Annotated in this window: 19 protein-coding genes and 1 pseudogene; 7 read left to right on the top strand and 13 right to left on the bottom strand. The window is 42.9% G+C overall.

Annotation, left to right across the window (positions count from 1 at the left end; all coding sequences use genetic code 11):
• Positions 1-140: 140 nt before the first annotated feature.
• Positions 141-1,952: a PLP-dependent transferase gene (locus OW495_RS01070; RefSeq protein ID WP_289884451.1), complete on the bottom strand. Its 1,812-nt coding sequence runs from the start codon at positions 1,950-1,952 to the stop codon at positions 141-143.
• 142 nt (positions 1,953-2,094) lie between these two features.
• Here OW495_RS01070 and OW495_RS01065 point away from each other — a divergent pair, with 142 nt between their 5' ends.
• Entirely contained in the window at positions 2,095-2,550 is a 456-nt protein-coding gene (locus OW495_RS01065; protein WP_017094327.1) for an Lrp/AsnC family transcriptional regulator, read from the top strand.
• A gap of 184 nt (positions 2,551-2,734) precedes the next feature.
• Here the strand turns inward: OW495_RS01065 and OW495_RS01060 are convergent, their stop codons facing one another.
• A complete protein-coding gene (locus tag OW495_RS01060; RefSeq protein ID WP_017109731.1) occupies positions 2,735-3,073 on the bottom strand; it encodes a hypothetical protein in 339 nt (112 codons plus the stop codon).
• Between the two features lie 169 nt (positions 3,074-3,242).
• Here OW495_RS01060 and folK point away from each other — a divergent pair, with 169 nt between their 5' ends.
• The 4 genes from folK (at position 3,243) to folM (ending at position 5,606) form a co-directional block, all read left to right on the top strand.
• A complete protein-coding gene (gene folK, locus OW495_RS01055; protein ID WP_102513814.1) occupies positions 3,243-3,776 on the top strand; it encodes a 2-amino-4-hydroxy-6-hydroxymethyldihydropteridine diphosphokinase in 534 nt (177 codons plus the stop codon).
• A gap of 90 nt (positions 3,777-3,866) precedes the next feature.
• Complete coding sequence (gene folX / locus OW495_RS01050; protein ID WP_017109730.1) at positions 3,867-4,244, top strand: dihydroneopterin triphosphate 2'-epimerase; 378 nt, start codon at positions 3,867-3,869, stop codon at positions 4,242-4,244.
• A gap of 10 nt (positions 4,245-4,254) precedes the next feature.
• Complete coding sequence (gene folE, locus OW495_RS01045; protein WP_017099742.1) at positions 4,255-4,893, top strand: GTP cyclohydrolase I FolE; 639 nt, start codon at positions 4,255-4,257, stop codon at positions 4,891-4,893.
• Positions 4,890-5,606: a dihydromonapterin reductase gene (gene folM, locus OW495_RS01040; protein WP_289884442.1), complete on the top strand. Its 717-nt coding sequence runs from the start codon at positions 4,890-4,892 to the stop codon at positions 5,604-5,606. The genes folE and folM overlap by 4 nt, the downstream gene beginning before the upstream one ends.
• 87 nt (positions 5,607-5,693) lie before the next feature.
• Here the strand turns inward: folM and OW495_RS01035 are convergent, their stop codons facing one another.
• The 3 genes from OW495_RS01035 to OW495_RS01025 form a co-directional block, all read right to left on the bottom strand.
• Positions 5,694-6,062, bottom strand: a complete 369-nt coding sequence (locus tag OW495_RS01035; RefSeq protein WP_102513812.1) for a hypothetical protein — start codon at positions 6,060-6,062, stop codon at positions 5,694-5,696.
• Positions 6,063-6,077: 15 nt separating this feature from the next.
• Positions 6,078-6,950 (bottom strand): patatin-like phospholipase family protein, encoded by an 873-nt coding sequence (locus OW495_RS01030; protein WP_102513811.1) that lies wholly within the window; start codon positions 6,948-6,950, stop codon positions 6,078-6,080.
• A gap of 334 nt (positions 6,951-7,284) precedes the next feature.
• Complete coding sequence (locus OW495_RS01025) at positions 7,285-7,839, bottom strand: hypothetical protein (protein WP_065103976.1); 555 nt, start codon at positions 7,837-7,839, stop codon at positions 7,285-7,287.
• A 409-nt stretch (positions 7,840-8,248) separates the two neighbouring features.
• On the opposite strand from OW495_RS01025, the gene OW495_RS01020 reads away from it, so the two are divergent.
• A complete protein-coding gene (locus OW495_RS01020) occupies positions 8,249-9,757 on the top strand; it encodes a DUF3360 domain-containing protein (RefSeq protein ID WP_016789509.1) in 1,509 nt (502 codons plus the stop codon).
• A 355-nt stretch (positions 9,758-10,112) separates the two neighbouring features.
• On the opposite strand, the pseudogene OW495_RS01015 reads toward OW495_RS01020, so the two are convergent.
• Positions 10,113-10,271: pseudogene (locus OW495_RS01015) on the bottom strand (alpha/beta hydrolase); the annotation flags it as partial.
• 64 nt (positions 10,272-10,335) lie between these two features.
• Here OW495_RS01015 and OW495_RS01010 point away from each other — a divergent pair.
• Entirely contained in the window at positions 10,336-10,593 is a 258-nt protein-coding gene (locus OW495_RS01010) for a hypothetical protein (protein WP_017085640.1), read from the top strand.
• 301 nt (positions 10,594-10,894) lie between these two features.
• Here OW495_RS01010 and OW495_RS01005 read toward each other — a convergent pair whose 3' ends face one another.
• From OW495_RS01005 to pheS, 7 genes are all read right to left on the bottom strand, one after another.
• Positions 10,895-11,767: an alpha/beta hydrolase gene (locus tag OW495_RS01005; protein ID WP_102535871.1), complete on the bottom strand. Its 873-nt coding sequence runs from the start codon at positions 11,765-11,767 to the stop codon at positions 10,895-10,897.
• 144 nt (positions 11,768-11,911) lie between these two features.
• Positions 11,912-13,669, bottom strand: coding sequence for a DUF2326 domain-containing protein (locus tag OW495_RS01000; protein ID WP_102535872.1), 1,758 nt, complete (start codon positions 13,667-13,669; stop codon positions 11,912-11,914).
• Positions 13,670-13,671: 2 nt separating this feature from the next.
• Positions 13,672-13,911: a hypothetical protein gene (locus OW495_RS00995; protein WP_048609146.1), complete on the bottom strand. Its 240-nt coding sequence runs from the start codon at positions 13,909-13,911 to the stop codon at positions 13,672-13,674.
• Positions 13,905-14,495 (bottom strand): ABC-three component system protein, encoded by a 591-nt coding sequence (locus OW495_RS00990; RefSeq protein ID WP_048609148.1) that lies wholly within the window; start codon positions 14,493-14,495, stop codon positions 13,905-13,907. Before OW495_RS00990 ends, OW495_RS00995 begins: the two co-directional genes overlap by 7 nt.
• Entirely contained in the window at positions 14,492-14,764 is a 273-nt protein-coding gene (locus OW495_RS00985; protein ID WP_048609150.1) for a hypothetical protein, read from the bottom strand. Before OW495_RS00985 ends, OW495_RS00990 begins: the two co-directional genes overlap by 4 nt.
• Positions 14,765-15,282: 518 nt before the next feature.
• On the bottom strand, positions 15,283-17,670 hold the full coding sequence (gene pheT / locus OW495_RS00980; protein ID WP_017109719.1) for a phenylalanine--tRNA ligase subunit beta: 2,388 nt from the start codon (positions 17,668-17,670) through the stop codon (positions 15,283-15,285).
• A gap of 18 nt (positions 17,671-17,688) precedes the next feature.
• On the bottom strand, positions 17,689-18,672 hold the full coding sequence (pheS, locus tag OW495_RS00975; protein ID WP_004734764.1) for a phenylalanine--tRNA ligase subunit alpha: 984 nt from the start codon (positions 18,670-18,672) through the stop codon (positions 17,689-17,691).
• Positions 18,673-18,882 lie beyond the last annotated feature (210 nt).

Here is an 18,882-nt window from a genome sequence, read left to right as displayed (position 1 = left end):
CTCTCCAAAACCCAAAAGGCCTCGCAAACGCGAGGCCTTAGTTTTTCTATCTAGCGATTATAACTATCCTATAACGGTTTCAGTTGCCCTACTTTACTGACTTTCCTTGGTAGCCCTTGTTGCTAGCTTACTGACCTAAGTTACTGAGTAAGCTGACTAAACTTCGGCAAGCTCGTAACAAACCTCTGATGTACATCCATATAGGTTTGCATATAGATTTCATCTATACTTTCACCACTAGGGAAGCTGGATGAGAAGTCTGCGTGTTTGCGGTCAATCGACAATTTGGCCGCCTCAATAATATGAGCGATGAACATTCGAGGATCTTCTAAGCCAATAGAGATACGCATTGTGGTCGGTTTTATGCCGGCTTCATTAAGCGCCTCATCACTGAGTTCTGAATGCGTGGTCAATGCTGGGCACAGCGCGACCGTATTGGTTTGTCCCAGGCTCACTTGCATACCGATTGCAGGCTCAAGCATGTCAAAGAACTGTTTAAACCCATCTCGATTGATTGGCGCACGATTACCGTTTCCTTCCATATCGATGGTAAACAACGCGGCTGGTAGCCCCAAGTACATGTTGTTTTGGCAGTGTTCATAGTTATCGCTGTCTGGCAAAGCGGGACACGAGACGTTGATGTCTGGGTGAGCATCAAAGATCTTTGCCAGTGTCAGGGTATTAATCGTTTTTTGCACCACACGCATCTCATAGGTTTTCATGCCATTGAGCACTTCAAACGCTTTGTCTGCATCTAAGAATGCGCCTTTGATGTAATACACATTCCAAAACAACGTTTCGTTCCATGGAATAGTGACCTCATCGCCGTTAGGCTTAGTGCAAGTGACCTCTTCTCCTTTTGGAACAAACATGGTCTCGTTTCGGCCAATCACAACGCCAGCGGTTGTGGTGCCAGAACCCGCCAGTTCTTTGGTGTAGGAGTGAATCACATAATCAGGCCTTTCCATTACATCATCACGCTTGAGTACTGGATGCAGCAATGGAGTCCCCACTGTCGAGTCAACAATCACATCCCAACCACGAACGTGACCAGCTTTGCTGATACTCGCAACATCCAACACGTATCCATGCGGGTTACACGGTGACTCTAGGTAAACGTAGATTTTCTTACCCGCAGCGAGGCGATCGGCATACTTATCCGCAACCTCATCTAAGCGAGTAGCAAACTCATCACCTGAGTAACCGTCAACCCACTCTACCACGACATTCAGATTAGAAGGCTTACCAAACCACTCTTCCAACAACTGGTAAGAACCGCCATAGATATTACGTGAAGCCAAGACTATGTCTTCATGTCCAAGTAAATGGCTCAACAATCCATCAATGGCCGCCATACCCGAATTAAAGTTCCATGCGAGGTATTCGTTGGCTCTAGAACCTGCCTCAATATCAACCATATGGTTAGCCAGTGAAATCGAGGTTGGGTTAAGCAGTCGAGAATAAATATCGTGCAGCGGCTCTTTACCGTTGAACGCATCTTCAATCCATTCTGTACAGGCAAATAAATACGTGGCGGTGCGCGTAATAACCGGGCTTGCCGAGAAGATAGCCGCCACATTATCGAAGATAGGATACGCGCCTTTAGACGCAAAGTTACCATTATTGGTGGCAATAGATTGGTAAGTGGCACGCATCGGGTTTTGCAGGTTATCGAGGATCTTAGCGATCTGGAATGACAAAAAGCGTTTGGCGTTAAACCAAGCGATTCGGTCACTCTTGTCGAGTTCTGAAAGTCCATCAACCGTCAATGCCCAAAGGTCGTGAGTCTTGGTATTGGCTTTGTACAGTGTCGTCGCCAGTTCGATAAGCGTGACGCCGTAATCGCTGTTTGGGTCGATACCAAAATGCTTTGCTTGCTCAATCGCAAGGGCTTCTGCTTGTTCGTGTTTGGTGGTTTTACGCAGCGGGCTAAGTTGAGTTGAAGTATTCATAATTCCTAAGTCATTCCATGCTTATTGTTCCTCCTTTAATTTTAGTTTTGTGCTGATGTTAAAAATTGCTATTTACGAAGTAAGACATACACTTTGAGCAATAATATTGCCAAACTAAATTCAATATTGATGGAATATGCCAATGGACGAGATCGACAAGAAAATACTGGCTGAACTGCAAAGCAACGCTCGGCTCACCAATCAAGAGTTGGCCGATCGAGTGGCACTGTCGCCATCTCCTTGTTTGCGTCGAGTTCGGTCATTGGAGAAACAAGGGATTATTCGCGGCTATCACGCCAGTGTCGACCAAGAAGCATGCGGCTTGCCTGTGAATGTGTTTGTGTTGGTAAAACTTGAAAAGCCAACTGAAGAGAATATGCGAGACTTTGAACAGCACATCGAAGTGATAGATGAAGTGTTGGAGTGCTTTCTGATGACAGGCAATCACGATTACCTGTTACATGTGGTCAGTGAGTCGCTCAAAAGCTACGAGCAGTTTATCCGTAAGCAATTAACTCGCCTACCCAATATTGCTTCTATTGAATCTAGCTTCGCCTTCGGTCAGGTAAAAACAAAGACCAAGTTGCCAGTAAGATGATGTGAGACGCAGCTGTTTGAGGTTAAGGAACGATAGGCACAATTTAGATAAGTAACACCTCAACAGTCTTTTCTACTCCTCACTCGATACAAACAAAAAGGCCTCGCAAACGCGAGGCCTTAGTTTTATCTACAGAGCCGTTTATCTATAACTAATTAACCACTCCCAACCCACTGAATCACTTTCAGTCCATTCGAGTAATGAAGGTTTGTTCGTCATCGACAAAAGCTACATAGTCGCCGTGATAAATAAACACGCGACCTCGCCCCTCGACTATACACGCAAGCTGTGGGTTCAAATCTTCTTCAAGATTTTCACTTTGATACGTGCCGGTATCGGTGATCACACCGCGGAGTTTAGGTAAAAATCCATAGCTGCGCTTGGCTTGATCAATCAGGCTCAACTCACTGGCGGTCGAGAAGTAAGATGGGATCGGACCTGCATCTTCGATAAACATAGTTTTCAGTTCTTCAAAAGCTGTAATCACCAGCCAGTCGATGCCGTTAACGTGATGGATAAACATTGTTTATAAATACCTAGATTCTCGATAATTCTGATGCGGGGATTCTATCACTATCAGACGCGATTTGCGGCAGAACCGTATTTTCTTTTGTCCTCCAGCCTCTAAGAGGATACATAGCTGATCTTCCTCGCGAGTCGGACGTATAGGCTCCTTAAAAGGAAGGAAAACTATGGCTAACGTCTACGTCAGCATCGGCAGTAACATCAACCGCGAACGCCACGTATCACAATCTCTCAAAGCATTGAATGACCACTTTGCACCGCTGCACATTTCTAATTTCTACGATTGCGAGCCTGTCGGTTTCGAGGGGGACAACTTCCTAAACCTTGTCGTTGGGTTTGAATGTGACCTCCCTGTCGCAGAGTTGGTTCAGGTTCTACATCAAATCGAATCAGAGAATGATCGCAAGCGTCAGACCAAAGCATATGCTTCACGCACGATGGATATCGACATCCTTCTTTATGGTAATCAAGTCGGCGTTATTGATGGCGTAGAACTGCCTAGAGGCGAAATCACCGAGTACGCATTTGTACTCAGGCCGTTAGTCGATGTTGCCGCGCAAGAACGCCACCCCACTCTAGACATCTCATTTCAGCAGCTCTGGGAAAGCTTCGATCAATTGAGCCAAAAAACCGAACCCATCCCTTTCGAACTCAGTTTCACTCAGCCTTTCCATGACGGAAAAAGAACGGCTGCAAAATGAACGACTGAACTCTTAATCACCTGAGCTTTACTGATCTTTTCTTAAAACAAGCACGTAACTGACTTCACTTTCTAAGGATTGGACACTGTTATGAATCACAACGCCATTATCACCATTACAAACCTCAGACTAAGAACCTTCATCGGCTTCAACGAAGAAGAAAAGTCTAAGCAGCAAGACATCGTTATCAACGCAGAAATCCACTACCCCGCTAACAACCTTTGCCTCTCTGATGATGTGGACAACGCGCTTAACTACAAAAACATCTGCAAGAAGATCATTCAACATGTCGAATCCGGAAGGTTTCTGCTTTTGGAAAAATTGACCAGCGACGTACTCGGCATCTGTATCGATCACCCATGGGTGAAATACGCTCAAGTGAGAATCGACAAGCCTCATGCGCTACGTTTTGCTGACTCTGTTTCGCTCACCCTGAGCTATGAAGCAGATAGCGACAATAATTCATAAGGAGTGCGTCATGCTGAATACAGAAGCCGAAAAAGTAAGAGAAGCTTTGCTCGCAAGAGGACTTGAAACTCCGATGACACCGAGCGAAATGAATCCCAACCAGAAGTACAACCGGATCAAAGGACTTTTGACGGAAGTTGTCAGTACGCTTGGGCTGGATTTAACCGATGACAGCCTTGCTGAAACACCTCATCGCATCGCAAAGATGTACGTCCATGAGATATTTTCAGGGCTAGATTACGATAACTTCCCGAAAATCAGTGTTATAGAAAATAAAATGTCGGTTGATGAAATGGTTAAGGTATCGGATATCGACTTAACATCTACATGCGAACATCACTTCATTACTATTGATGGTTTAGCGGAAGTAGCCTACATCCCTGAAAACAAGATTCTTGGGCTGTCTAAAATCAACCGTATCGTTCGATTCTTTGCTCAGCGTCCTCAGGTACAAGAACGCCTTACTCAGCAAATCCTAGTTGCGATACAGACTCTAGTGGAAACAGAAAACGTGGCCGTGACGATTAAAGCGACGCACTATTGCGTTAAATCCAGAGGCGTGATGGATGCAAACTCTGAAACCTCAACAACTGCGCTTGGTGGTATTTTCAAAACTAACCCTCAAACCAGAGCTGAGTTTTTACGATGAGTGAAACGATACTAATAACCGGCGTGGGAAAGCGACTCGGTTTCGCACTGGCGCAGCAACTTTTAGCGGATGGATACAAAGTGGTTGGCACTTACCGCAGCGACTATCCTCAACTGCAACGGTTGCGCGACAGTGGAGCCGACTTGCAGCAAGTAGACTTTTATCAACAAAGCAGCTTAGAGGGCTTTCTTGATTATGTTGGTCAAGAATATAAGACACTTCGAGCCGTCATACACAACGCTTCAGACTGGAAGCCTGAGAACAAGACAAACCCCAGTGACAATGCATCACAAATCATGCACCAAATGATGACGATTCACGCTACCGTGCCTTACCTGTTCAATTTAACACTCAAAGACCAACTGATGTCTGGCGATGAAACTTCAGACATCATCCACATCAGTGACTACGTTGCAGAAAAAGGAAGTAAAAAACACATCGCTTACGCGGCCAGTAAAGCTGCGATCAACAACCTAACGCTGTCGTTTTCAGCGATGCTAGCTCCCAAGGTCAAAGTAAATACCCTCTCTCCCGCCATGATTAAGTTTAATGAACATGACGATGAAGCATACAAAACCAAAGCGCTGAAGAAAGCTCTGATTCCCACAGAAGCGGGCTTTGAGGAAATAATAGATGGCATCAAGTTTGTGTTGGCCAGTCACTACATGACAGGAAGAACTTTACACCTTGATGGCGGCAGACATTTGAAGTGATGGTGTGCATTGTCTGCTACCTAAAACGGCTGCTACATAGCGAATGCTGTTAACTAGAAACCGCTATAAGCTAGAAATTCTTATAACCTAGAAACTGCTATAAGAATGAGGAAGGCGATCTTCTTCATCCCAGCCCGACAACTCAATATTGGTCAATGATTTACGCTGCTCATTACACAGCGAAGCGATATTGATAATAGGAAGCTGGCTACGAAACTGTGCGGTAAGGATAACCTTTTTACTTTCACTCAGGCTGTCTCGGCATTGCGCCAAAACCGCTTCAGTATCTAGCTGATGTGCGTTCTCGATAATCTGAATATTGGCGTTCTCGTGATAGCACCCTATCAGCCAAGATACGGCAGCTGCTTCTGAGCTAGTGAGTACGATGACGTCTTTTGTTGCCATAAGCTCGTGGAGTTCAAGCTCTTTTAGTTCAGTTTCCATAAATACTCTCATTCAGCAGCAAATATATTAAAGTCGATTGCCCAATTTAGCCTGTGCCAAATGGTACCCTCTATCTATCATCTCTTGTGAGCGATCAAACTCTAAGGTGCCACAGGCATTACGTGGGATCTCAAGCGTAATATCGGCAGGATAAGCGGCCAGTTTTTGACGAGCAATGGTCGATTGCATCGCATCAAACGCTTGGTTGGCAATGTCGTAGGCTGCAAAATTGAAGCTCATTTTGCTTTTTACACTGCTACCGAGATTATCGATAAAATGAACAACCTTCTCATGCAGGTTACTCTCTTTTGTTGGTAGCGAAACCGGTGTCACTTCCTGCTGAAGCGTTTCAGGTTCACCACCTAAGTTCACTGCCAGAGTAAAGTCTGTCTTATCACCAAAGGTAGGCGCAATCGGTACAGGGTTAAGTACACCGCCATCAATCAGCGCTTCGCCATTAATCACATGAGGAGTAAAGAACAACGGCAAAGAGATAGAAGCGCGAATGGCATCAAACAGAGAGCCTGATTGCAGCCAAACCTCTTTTTCATCAGCGACATTAGCGGCAACTGCGGTATAAGGGATAGGCAGATCTTCAATTGAAATCTCGCCGATCAATCCACGCAGTGTGTCGATGATCTTGTCCCCTTTGAAGATACCACTCGATTGCCATGAAAAGTCCAACATCATCGCCATATCCGATTGGTCAATACTGGTGACCCACTCTTCAAATTCATCCAACTTACCCGCCGCGTAGACTCCACCGATAAGTGCGCCAATTGAACAACCAGAGATGGATTTTATCTGATAGCCATGCTCAATGAGCCAACGGATGATTCCAACGTGAACCAAGCCTCTTGCGCCACCACTGCCAAGTACCAACGAGATCGTTTTTTCCATCGTACTCATCCTTTAATTCATTAGCTTTTTAGTTCTTTCAGCAAAATCATATCACTTAGTTTAACCGTAAGCTGTGTAATGCTTTGAAAACTGCACCACCTGCGAGCCTAAATGTGTTGCAGATTGAGATCGGGCGGCTTAAGTTGATTGCTGAAATTCATAGACTTTAGACTACCGCACTAAGCTAAAAGTGAGTCATTCCAGCAAGCCTAAGCGCGACTAGGAATCTGGTTTCCGCGAGCGCTTGATACAAAAAAGGTCACCCACTTGAAAGCGAGCGACCTCTTGTTATTCATTGTGTTTTTTAACTCATCCTGTAAGTGAGAACAAAGAGTTACAACACGCGTAAGCACTCTTCTGGCGACAAGCTCAAGAGCGTATTAGCGAAGTTGATCTTCTCATCGCGCCATCTCAATGCTGCCTCTCGACCTTCTTGTGAGTGTCGGTCGGCTTCAAAGTAGCTTTTTCTTGGAAGTCCGTCTGCTGGCGTCATCACCATAGACTGTTCATTCAAGCGAAGCGTAAATAAGAACTGACCACGTTGTCCGGTTTGCGCTGCTGGATGGTGCAATGTGGTATCACAGCAATAGCGCCTATCACGCAGTGCGCGGCATGTGTACTCAAAAGCATCTTGAGCACCACGTCCAGGGAACGCGGTATAAACACTGATGCCATCACGTTGCAAAGACTGATCACCCGCCGCGAGTTGCACCGCATGTTGGATCATCCTAAAGCCCAGAACCACGCCACCAATGCTGTTCAATCCACTGTATTGAATAGCGCCTTCTAAGCTCAGATGAAGTTTGTCTTCCCCTTCATAGAGAAAGAGATCAGGCGATGCCCAATCGCTTTTTGGAATAAGCAGTTGAGTAATATCCGAGTGTTCCATGTTGGTCTCCGCAACAATGAGTGTGTTTGAGCCCATAAAATATCGTAATGAGAATTATTATCAATAGTTTTTAACCAAAAACGTTACCCCAGAAAGCACTCGTCGATGGACGTTATCTGATGCTTTAGCGCCAAGCATTTCTTGTTAGCTATTCGCTTATTACCCATAAATTTATCGCCTACAAACAAGCCAGTTCATACTGTTTACCGTCTTTCATATTAGCCTTCTAACTCTACGACTAATGTCTAACTACCTGAGACTATTTGTTTTTTTTGGTTTGGTATAAGGTACTAACGACTAAATGTTAATGAGTTTTTAATAATAAGTTGACGCATTGTTTGCGCTTCTGCGTGAGTCAATAACGTTTGTTGGAATAACACGCCTTAGAGTGTGAACGAAAGGAATCAAAATGAGCAGTACTTTAGAGTCCGTACATATACAAGCAGATAAGCCTCAAGCCAATGAGGATGAACTCACTTATGAACAACAACACAAACCAAGATCGGAGTTTGATTCCCGCGAACAATATTTAGAACATGAATTACAAATCATGTCGCCTAAGCGCTGGCGTCCCAATTTGCCGTTTAAAGATTATCGATTCGAGATAGAAGACACCATCCCAGCGATGGCAGCGACCATTGGTAAAGTTGTGATGGTGGGCGCGATTGCTGCTACCTTTGCAGGGGCTCTCGGATTAAATGAAGACTTCATTCTAGAAAACGTTCGTTATGAACTCCTCATCGCCTCTGTTTTCATTATTATTTTCTCTGGCTTCCTATTGCCGACCGCGAACCTCGCAGGTACACACGGCCCACTCATCCCTTTAATTCCGATTGTCGTTGCAGCAGGTGGACACCCTATGGCGTTTGGCTTGTTGATTGGCGCTTTTGGCCTCATCTTAGCCATCAGTAAAGGTGGCAGCATGTTGGCCAACCTCACCAGTAAAGGCGTGTGTGGCGGCTTGTTGCTCTACCTTGGCTTTGTTGGAACCGCCTCTCAAGTTAAGAAACTGTTCGCTTGGGCTGAAGGAATCGGCATGAGCCACATCGCGTTTGTCGTGATCTTTTGCACCATTATCTTGTACGCGCTATTGGAACACTTCCGTAAACGTTGGTTAGCAGTACCTCTTAGTTGCTTGCTGGGTGGTACGATTGCATTTGCCATGGGTGCCCCATTTGCTTTCCACACTGAGCCAGGCTTGCCCAACATGAACCCTATGTATTGGTGGGGAGAAGATACAGGTTGGATGCTAGGCCTACCGACGATTGAACACTTCATGGTGGTATTGCCGTTTGCGATTCTAGCCGTAGCAATGTGGTCACCAGATTTCTTAGGCCATCAAGTATTTCAAAAAATCAGCTATCCAGAGCGTACCGAAAAAGTACACATGAACATTGACGACACCATGACCACGGCTTCAATTCGTCAAACGTTCGGTTCTCTGCTCGGTGGTACTAACTTTACGTCTTCATGGGGTACTTATATCGTACCGGCGGCGATTGCTAAACGCCCTATTCCTGCCGGCGCTTTGCTCACGGCTCTGTTCTGTATCATCGCTGCTGTTTGGGGCTACCCGATGGATCTAGCTATCTGGCAACCTGTGCTTTGTGTTGCGCTAATTGTTGGGGTATTTGTGCCATTGCTAGAAGCTGGAATGGAAATGACGCGTGAAGGGAAAACCACACAATCAGCAGCGATTGTTGTATTTTCTTCAGCGCTCGTTAACCCTGCATTTGGTTGGGCTCTCACCATGCTGTTGGATAACTTAGGCTTAGTCGGTTGTAAAGAACGCAGTAGTGAGCTTAGTAAAATGAGCCGTTGGGTGTTGCCTGGCATTATGTTTATTGTACTAAGTGGTGTAATGGCGTTGGTTGGCCTTCTACCGGGGATTCCGGCGATTATCCCAAGCTTCCGTTAAACTCGATTAATATTGAGTTTTAGCCGGAACAAAAAGGCCTCGCACACGCGAGGCCTTAGTTTTTCTATCAACGATTAACCACTATCCTTTAACAACTACAGCGCTCTACTTCACTGACTTAACCGCTTTCATAAACATTGTGGAATGGTTCTAGTAGACCAAAGCCTCTAGCTCCCCCTCGAATGGAGTGACCCGATCTCTTGAGATATAAGAATGAGGGGGAGAATATTCTTTGTCGCTGAACATATAGCAGCACTTGTCACGATCGGTATTCAGTTCCTCCCCTTTATCGTTGCCAACAAGAGATTGGAGATGTAAACCAAGGGGAGGTTAGGAGGGGATTATCAGCCTATTCTCACGTGTAATCACCCGACTTCACTGACTTAATCGCTTTCATCAACCTTGTGTTGAACTGCTCTGGTTGCTCTAGCTTTGGGAAATGGCCTGAGTCTTCAATGTAGTAAATGCTGTAATCCTTGATGTATTTCTTGTTCGATCCTAAATCCGTCAACCTCAAAGTTTCTTGCTAAAAAGGTAGAAAAGTTTATAGTATTTTTTAGATAGAGTTGAGAATCGATATGTCATTACAGAAAAAACAATCCAAAGTATCACTGAACATCAAAATCTCATCAGACTTAGATGTTCGTCTTAAACGAGCGAGAAAAGCAGCGCGTGAACAGGGCTTAATGTTCAACGTATCTCAAGAAGTTGAAAAGTTTCTTGAGAAGGAAATAAAGAAAGTGGAACGCCAGCTATCAATCGATGAAGAGATTAAGAATAACCTCGAGGATCTTGGTGGGCTTAATATAGATAAAATGATGAAATCAATGGATTAATCAAAAACTAACATATTGATTAAACTGAATTTAAAAAATTACAAAACGTGGAGATGATTATGGGCACAATAATTGGACTGTTAATTTTGGCTGGCATCAGTGTATTCCTAAAGCGTCAAACGGGACTTCATTTGCATGAGTGGATTACAAAAAAATATAAAGAATCTCAAGACAAAAAATAATGGACTCTATCAGATTGACAGATTCCACCGATTTGACTTAAAAACTAAGGCCTAGTACACACGAGGCCTTTGTTTTATCTATAGGATGATTACATCCATATTTTAACAACTACAGCGCCCTACTTCACTGACTGCACCGCTTTCATCAACGTTGCGTTGAACTGCTGTGGTTGTTCAAGCATTGGGAAATGGCCTGAGTCTTCAATGTAGTAAATGCTGTAATCCTTAATGTGTTTCTTGTTCGCTTCTGAATCGGTTGGCCATAGGCGAGCGTTGACCAATACTACTGGTACATTCACGTTCTCATACACGCGGTGTGCTTCGCCTGTTACGTATTGACCTAGATAATGGCGGAACTGGTTTATCGCGATAGCTGGCGGTGCTGAAGCCATGTCTTGCGTTGCCCAATAAAGTAAATCTGCGTCTACGTCTTTTGGTAGCGAGTCTTTCACGAACACAGTGATAGCAGCTTGGAAGTCTTCTTCAAACGATTTAGTCATTGCATCTAAGTCGCTTTGTGAAAAAGCTAATGCAACATTTTGCGATGTATCGACACCAATAATGCCCTTCACTCTTTTCGGCATCAGTTTAGCGGCTTCTGCAATAACACCACCCGCCATGGAATGCCCGACTAAGATGACGGAATCGAGTTGTTCTTTCTCGATTACTGCTTTGATATCTTCGGCGAACGCAACCATGGTGTACTCTTCGCGGTTGAACGATGAGTTACCGTGCCCTGCTAAGTCCATGGTGATCACTTGGTACTGCTTTGAAAACTCGCTCACTTGGTTTTGCCACAGCCTGCTGTCTAAGCTCCAACCGTGAATGAAGATCAGCGTCGTATCCCCACTCCCACTTCTGCCATACGCAATTTGCTCACCATCTTGAGATATTGCAATACCGTACTTAACCGTTGAATCATGAGCTATGGCATTAAAGCTACCAAGCGCCATGAATAACAAGAGTGTGATGTTTAGAATTAAGCGTTTCATAGTGTCTCTCTACTTACTTTGGAGGTAATACAGAAGGCTGCCCTCTCAATCAATATAGCCACTATAAAGTGTGAAGTTGTAGACAGGTCAATGGAAGTTTAGAAAACAAAATCAAATCAGGCACTAATGTGCCTGATGATTAATTTAAAATGAGGGCATTCTGAACAGTCTGCCTAGGTTACCTTTATCATGTAACTCTCTAATAACTTCATTATCGGGAAAGTAGTCCTTTTCCCCATTTTCTAAAATTGGAATGTCACTATCAAGAACACTAATGATAAGTTGTAAGCCGAATTGCTCTGACAAATCACGCATTCTATTTATTAGTCTAAATTTAACTCTATCGTCTAAACTTTCTAATAGCCCGTCGTGATAGCAAAATCTATAGAAACTCTCATTTGCATGCATCTTCATCAATGTAAGGTCAAAGATTGCAGATAAGGTTCGAGTGTATGAAAAACCATCATTTACTGATGTCTGATCTTTTAATCCTATATTAAAGTCAAGATTCCCTTCATTATTTGTACTTGTATAAAAGAAAGCCGATATAGAGAGGATTTCTTCGACCATCTCACTGAATATCTCCACGGCCAGCTTAATTGTATTGTTATCTCTAACACGAGTTGCTTGTGTTAGTGCTTTTTCAGCGACATCTTTTTCAATATTAGCACCCTTCAATCTATCCTCTAAAACTGAAGCTTGGTCTAACTTTTGAACACGTTCATTCAATACAGCAAGTCTGCTTTCTTCTTTACTTAGCTTTGATTGAAACAATTTATATTTTGAAAAAGCATCTTTTTGCAATAAAAGTCCTGCTAGTTGTTTTTGTTGCTCTGTTGCACTATCTAGTAAACCTTCTATAATTTTTCTATCTTCAAATAGTTTGATTTTTGTATTTTTAAGTCGCTTTTTCCTACCTTCAGACATTTGAGTATTCAAATTCACTAACTCTTCATATGAGTGAGCTAAGCTATCTGGAAAGTGAAGATTTACTTCTTCAAATAAACCTACAACTCTCTCTAAATCAAAAGAGAACTCTGTATTAAGAGATTCATTTATTGAATGAATCTTCTGATCTATTGCATAGAGATTTTTATTATAATTTGCTACATCTACAGAAACATTATCAATAAGTTCGTTATTTATATCTGTGTCAAATTTTCTAAAGTCAAAGCTATCAAGTTCTGCTTGCATTCGAGAGATATGAGCTTCAATTTGTGCAATTTCAGCTTCTAAGCTTTGTGTACTTTCTTGAGGTAATGAGTCTATTTCTTTAATAGCACTTTTAATCGATGCTACCTTTGCATTAGCGTCATATTTATTTTTGACTAAACTTGATTCAATTCCTAACACTTCTGCTAAATATGGTTTCCAATTTGAGTCACTTTCTCTACTAGTATTAACTTTAAACGTGCTCTCATATTCTGTTTGTTTACGTAGGCAATACCTCAAGCCGTTCCTATATGTAAAGGGATTATTGTTAGTAAAGCTTAATGAAACTAAACCATCAATAATGCTCTTAGCCTTTTTTAAACCAACTTTGCTATGTTCCCAATCATTCTCATCAAAATGGCTCAAATCATCCTTATTTTTTGAAGTATGTATAGATATTTTGCCTGATACCGGTCTTCTGATAGTAACATAACAGCCTTCTTGATACTCCAACTCTAAAAAGAAAACATATTCTTTGAATATATTTTTCTTTAAAAAACTTTTACTATCAATAGTCTTTAATAGTGTGAAATTTATTAACTCAACTAAAGTTGTTTTTCCTAAACTGTGAGATGATTTACTTTTACTCTCTTTTGTTACATTTGCAAAAACAATATTCAAGCCATCTCTGAACTTTATTTCTGGAAATGAATCATTATCATTTGAGTATATTTTACTTAGTTTTAACATAATTAATTACCAAGGATACCAACAAGGTCACTATCTACACTGTATTTAGCTTTACCCAATAAATATAAGAGACTAATCGCATCAGTTATATCTTGCTCATTTATTTCTTTATTTAAAACCTTACAGTATCTATATAATTCACTGAGGCTTGTATCCCCTCTTGATACAAGACACTCAATAATTAATGAAGATACATAAATCAGACAATACTCAAGGTTCATAAATCTATGTGGAGTCAGCATGCTTTTTCCCTTTCTGTTTTTTTTCCAATTAAACAGCTGGCGTATAAGTAGAATAAGAAAAAACAAATAGTATTTTCCTTACCATTCAATACTGAATATTCTTTATCCAATAGTGCTTCTTCAATAGATAAAAGCAACTCTTCAAATGACTCAAATTTTTTTCTCTTAATACGAATTTTTCTATTGAGATTACTGACTATATTATCAATTGATTTAAGTAGATCTTGATTTCCCCTTTGCTTTAGAAAAACATCGAGTTCAATAAAGAATGGTTCGTATTCAACAGCTATTTCTTCATCATAAAATTCTTGCGTTAAACCATTGAGTTTGTTTTTTTCTTCAATATCAATAATATCAAAGTCTGAAGGACTCGCACTGATTCCTCCAAACACTTTATCAATAGAGAGAATTACTTCTCTCATAGCCCTCGGATCAAATACAATCGCGCCGGTCACTGTAGACGTTAAGTTAACTAGTCCACCAATGTGAACTGTTGAATTATTAACCAACGTCTGATTTCCACTACCATTATTAACCGCAGCTAAAGAGTTTGCATCGGCTTCTGCTGTATTTCGACTAATCATTTTGAATTATCGTTCACTATAGCCGTTGAGTTGTTAGACGCGGTAGCAGTATTTATTTTGAGACCTTTAATCACGTGAGCAATTATAAGTGCTATCGCACAAAAAAAGACCAAAACCAAGAACACCAGCATTATTGTAAACGTTTGATCACCAGACAATTCAGAGAAGATCTCTAGTGTTAACCATTGCTTGTAAAGACCAAAAAAGATAGCTGCACCTACCGTACCTAGCCCACCAACCCCCAATGCTGCTTGAAAAAATTTGTCCACAGCTTACTCCATTAAAGATAATAATAATTTATTCAATCATATCATGGAGATACAGCCATGTGCATATTGTTTCGGTTATATTTTTCTATTTAGCATCGGTAAGCAATAATTAAATTCTCGATCTCCTTCTGTAAGCAATATTTCAACGATGAGAAGCCTACTTAAATCTCATAACATGTTAAATAATTTATAATATGAACCCATCCACGCTTCAAAGTAAGAATATCCTTTCACTAAAATAAAGCCGCCCGAAATTCTACATTAAGACAACTGAAAGCTCTAATCGTACTCATCATTTCAACGAAGAAAAATCTACTATTAACGACTCAACCAATCTAATAATCTGCATGAGTTTTATAAGTAATAAACATTTAAGGTTTCAAGTTACCTTCGCCAACCTAGTACGGACACTAACTAATTTCTATTCAGTTCTGAATTAGCTATTGTGCCCCTACTCGCAACAAACAAAAAGGCCTCGCAATTGCGAGGCCTTTGATTTTTCTATCTATCAGAAGAGATTAGTCGCGAAGTGCTGCGCCGAATTTCTCTGAGATTGAAGCTACGATAGCATCTACTGAACCAGCGATGTCTGCATCTTCAAGAGTGCGCTCTACAGACTGTAGGCTAAGTGCGATTGCTAGGCTCTTCTTACCTTCTTCAACGCCTTGACCAACGTATACGTCGAACAGTTTAGCGCCTGTTAGGAATTCGCCACCCGCTGCGATACACGCTTCTACGATGTCGCCAGAAGCTACTGCTTCGTCAACAACAACGGCGATATCACGACGGTTTGCAGGGAACTTAGATACAGCTACTGCTTCTGGAAGCACGCGAGTGTTGATAGCTGCCCATTCGATTTCGAATACGATAGTACGGCCGTTAAGACCAAACTTACGCTCTAGTTCTGGGTGAACAGTACCAATGATACCCACTTCTTTGCCGTCTACTACGATAGCCGCAGTTTGACCTGGGTGAAGTGCTGGGTGCTTAGCAGATTTGAAGCTGTATGCGATTTCGTTTGCTGAAAGCTCAAGAACGGCTTCTAGGTCACCTTTAAGATCGAAGAAATCTACAGTGTTAGTTGCAATGTCCCAGTGCTCTTCGCCACGAGTACCAGAGATAACGCCCGCAAGCATCATTTCTTGGCGCATGCCGTTTTCAGCCGTTGCTTCAGGGATGAAACGTAGGCCTGATTCGAATAGACGAACGCGAGACTGTTGACGCTTCTGGTTGTGAACAACTGTGTTTAGAAGACCTTGGATTAGGCCAAGACGCATTGCTGACATGTCCGCAGAGATTGGGAATGGCAGGATTAGCGGCTCAACACCAGGTACAACAAGTTTTTGCTGTTCTGGTTCTACGAAGCTGTATGTGATTGCTTCGTGGTAGCCACGGTCTACAAGAAGGTCACGAACGCGCTTAAGCGGTTGGTTAGCTTCTTTGTGGTCATTCATTTTAAGTGCCGCTTTAGGCGCTTGGTTTGGAATGTTATCGTAACCGTAGATACGACCTACTTCTTCAATTAGGTCTTGCTCGATTGCGATATCAAAACGCCAAGATGGAGACGTTGCCGTCCAACCAGCATCAGTCGTTTCAACTTCACAACCTAGGCGAGTAAGAATTTCCACTACGTCTGTAGATGGGATTTCGTGACCTAGTAGGCTGTCTAGTTTAGCGCGACGTAGAGCAACTACGTTTGCTTTAGGAAGATCAGCTTCAGATTCGCTGCCGTTTACTGGCGCAACTTCACCACCACAGATTTCAACTAGAAGCTGTGTTGCACGCTCCATTGCTGCTGCTTGAAGTGTTGAATCAACACCACGTTCGAAACGTAGAGAAGAATCAGTGTGAAGGCCGTAAGCACGTGCGCGACCACGGATGTGATCCGGTGCGAAGAATGCAGCTTCAAGAAGTACGTCTGTTGTTTCAGTAGTCACACCTGAATCTTGACCGCCAAAGATACCAGCGATTGCTAGTGCTTTGTTTTGGTCTGCGATAACAAGTGTGTTGCTGTTTAGTTCAGCTTCGTTGCCATCTAGAAGTGTTAGCTTTTCGCCCTGCTCAGCTAGACGAACCACGATACCGCCTTCGATCTTAGCAAGATCAAATGCGTGCATTGGTTGGCCTTGCTCTAGCATCACGTAGTTTGTGATGTCTACAACTGGGTCGATTGAACGGATACCACAACGGCGCAGTTTTTCTTGCATCCAGATTGGAGATTCCGCTTTCACGTTTACGTTCTTAACCACACGGCCAAGGTAACGTGGACAAGCATCAGTTGCTTTGATTTCAACAGATACTGTGTCTTCAATGCTTGTTGCAACAGCGTCAACTGTTGGCTCTGTAACGTCTGCGCGGTTTAGTACGCCAACTTCACGAGCAAGGCCACGGATGCTGAAGCAGTCTGCGCGGTTTGCTGTTAGGTCTACGTCGATAGTTACGTCGTTAAGCTCAAGAAGCTCACGAACGTCCATACCTAGCGTTGTGCCTTCTGGTAGCTCAAGGATGCCGTCAGACTCTACGTCGATACCTAGTTCAGAGAAAGAACAAAGCATACCGTGTGATGGAACGCCACGTAGTTTTGCTTTCTTGATTTTGAAGTCACCAGGAAGTACTGCGCCAACTGTTGCTACTGCTACAGTTAGGCCAAGACGACAGTTAGATGCACCACATACGATGTCTAAAAGTTCTTCTTCGCCGATATCAATTTTTGTAACTTGTAGTTTGTCTGCATCTGGGTGCTGACCGCACTCAACCACTTTACCTACTTTAACGCCGGTGAATTCACCAGCAACAGGTTCTACATCGTCAACTTCCAAACCAGCCATAGTGATTTGGTGAGCTAGCTCTTCGCTGTTAATTGCAGGTTTAACCCACTCGCGTAGCCAAGATTCACTGAATTTCATAGTTTTGACTGCCCCGGATTACTTGAATTGTTTAAGGAAACGAAGGTCGTTCTCGAAGAACGCACGAAGGTCATTTACGCCGTAACGAAGCATCGTTAGACGCTCTACACCCATACCGAATGCAAAACCAGAGTATTTCTCAGGGTCGATGCCAACAGAGCGAAGTACGTTAGGGTGAACCATGCCACAGCCTAGAACTTCTAGCCATTTGCCATCTTTACGTTTCACGTCAACTTCAGCTGAAGGCTCTGTGAACGGGAAGAATGAAGGACGGAAACGCACTTCAACTTCTTCTTCAAAGAAGTTACAAAGGAAATCGTTAAGAATGCCTTTAAGTTGTGCGAAGTTTACGTTCTCATCAACCAACATACCTTCCACTTGGTGGAACATTGGCGTGTGAGTTTGATCGTAGTCGTTACGGTAAACACGACCCGGAGCAATGAAGCGGAATGGCGGTTTGCCGTTTTCCATCGTACGGATTTGAACACCAGAAGTGTGCGTACGTAGCATTAGATCAGGGTTGAAGAAGAAAGTATCGTGATCAGTACGAGCTGGGTGATCGTCTGCGATGTTTAGTGCATCAAAGTTGTGGAATGCATCTTCGATCTCAGGGCCAGACTCAGTGCTAAAGCCAAGCTCACCAAAGAACTGTTCGATACGCTCAACTGTGCGAGTAACTGGGTGAAGACCACCGTTCTCAATGCGACGACCTGGTAGGCTCACATCGATAGTTTCTTCAGCTAGTTTCGCTTCAAGCTCTGCACGTTGTAGTGCGTCTTTGCGAGCTGCGATCGCTTGTTGAACAGCACCTTTCGCTTTGTTGATCTCTTGACCAGCAGTGCGACGCTCTTCAGGTGGAAGTTTACCTAGGCTTTGTAGTTGAAGAGTTAATTCACCCTTCTTACCTAAATACTGAACTCGCACTTCATCAAGTGCGACTAACGAATCTGCTGTATCAATAGCAGTCGTTGCATTAGCAATGATCTCTTCTAGATGTTGCATCATTTCCTCATCTACCAGTTGGTAGTGTCCGTATCGGATGATTAGTTTTTTTAGATAGCTACACATAGTAATCAAACACGCTACCAATGCCAAATTGAATCGCTAAAAGAGCAAGTTATTGACTAAAAACACGGCAAATTTAACAGGATATTAATGAGGAGTAGGAAGAAGTGGAACAATTACTGGTACCACTCCTTAATTTGGAAGCGA

Source organism: Vibrio sp. 14N.309.X.WAT.E.F5 (assembly GCF_030397615.1).
Lineage (GTDB): Bacteria > Pseudomonadota > Gammaproteobacteria > Enterobacterales > Vibrionaceae > Vibrio > Vibrio lentus.
The sequence above is the reverse complement of the archived record's forward strand: the minus strand, read 5'-3'. Positions and strand labels throughout refer to the sequence as shown.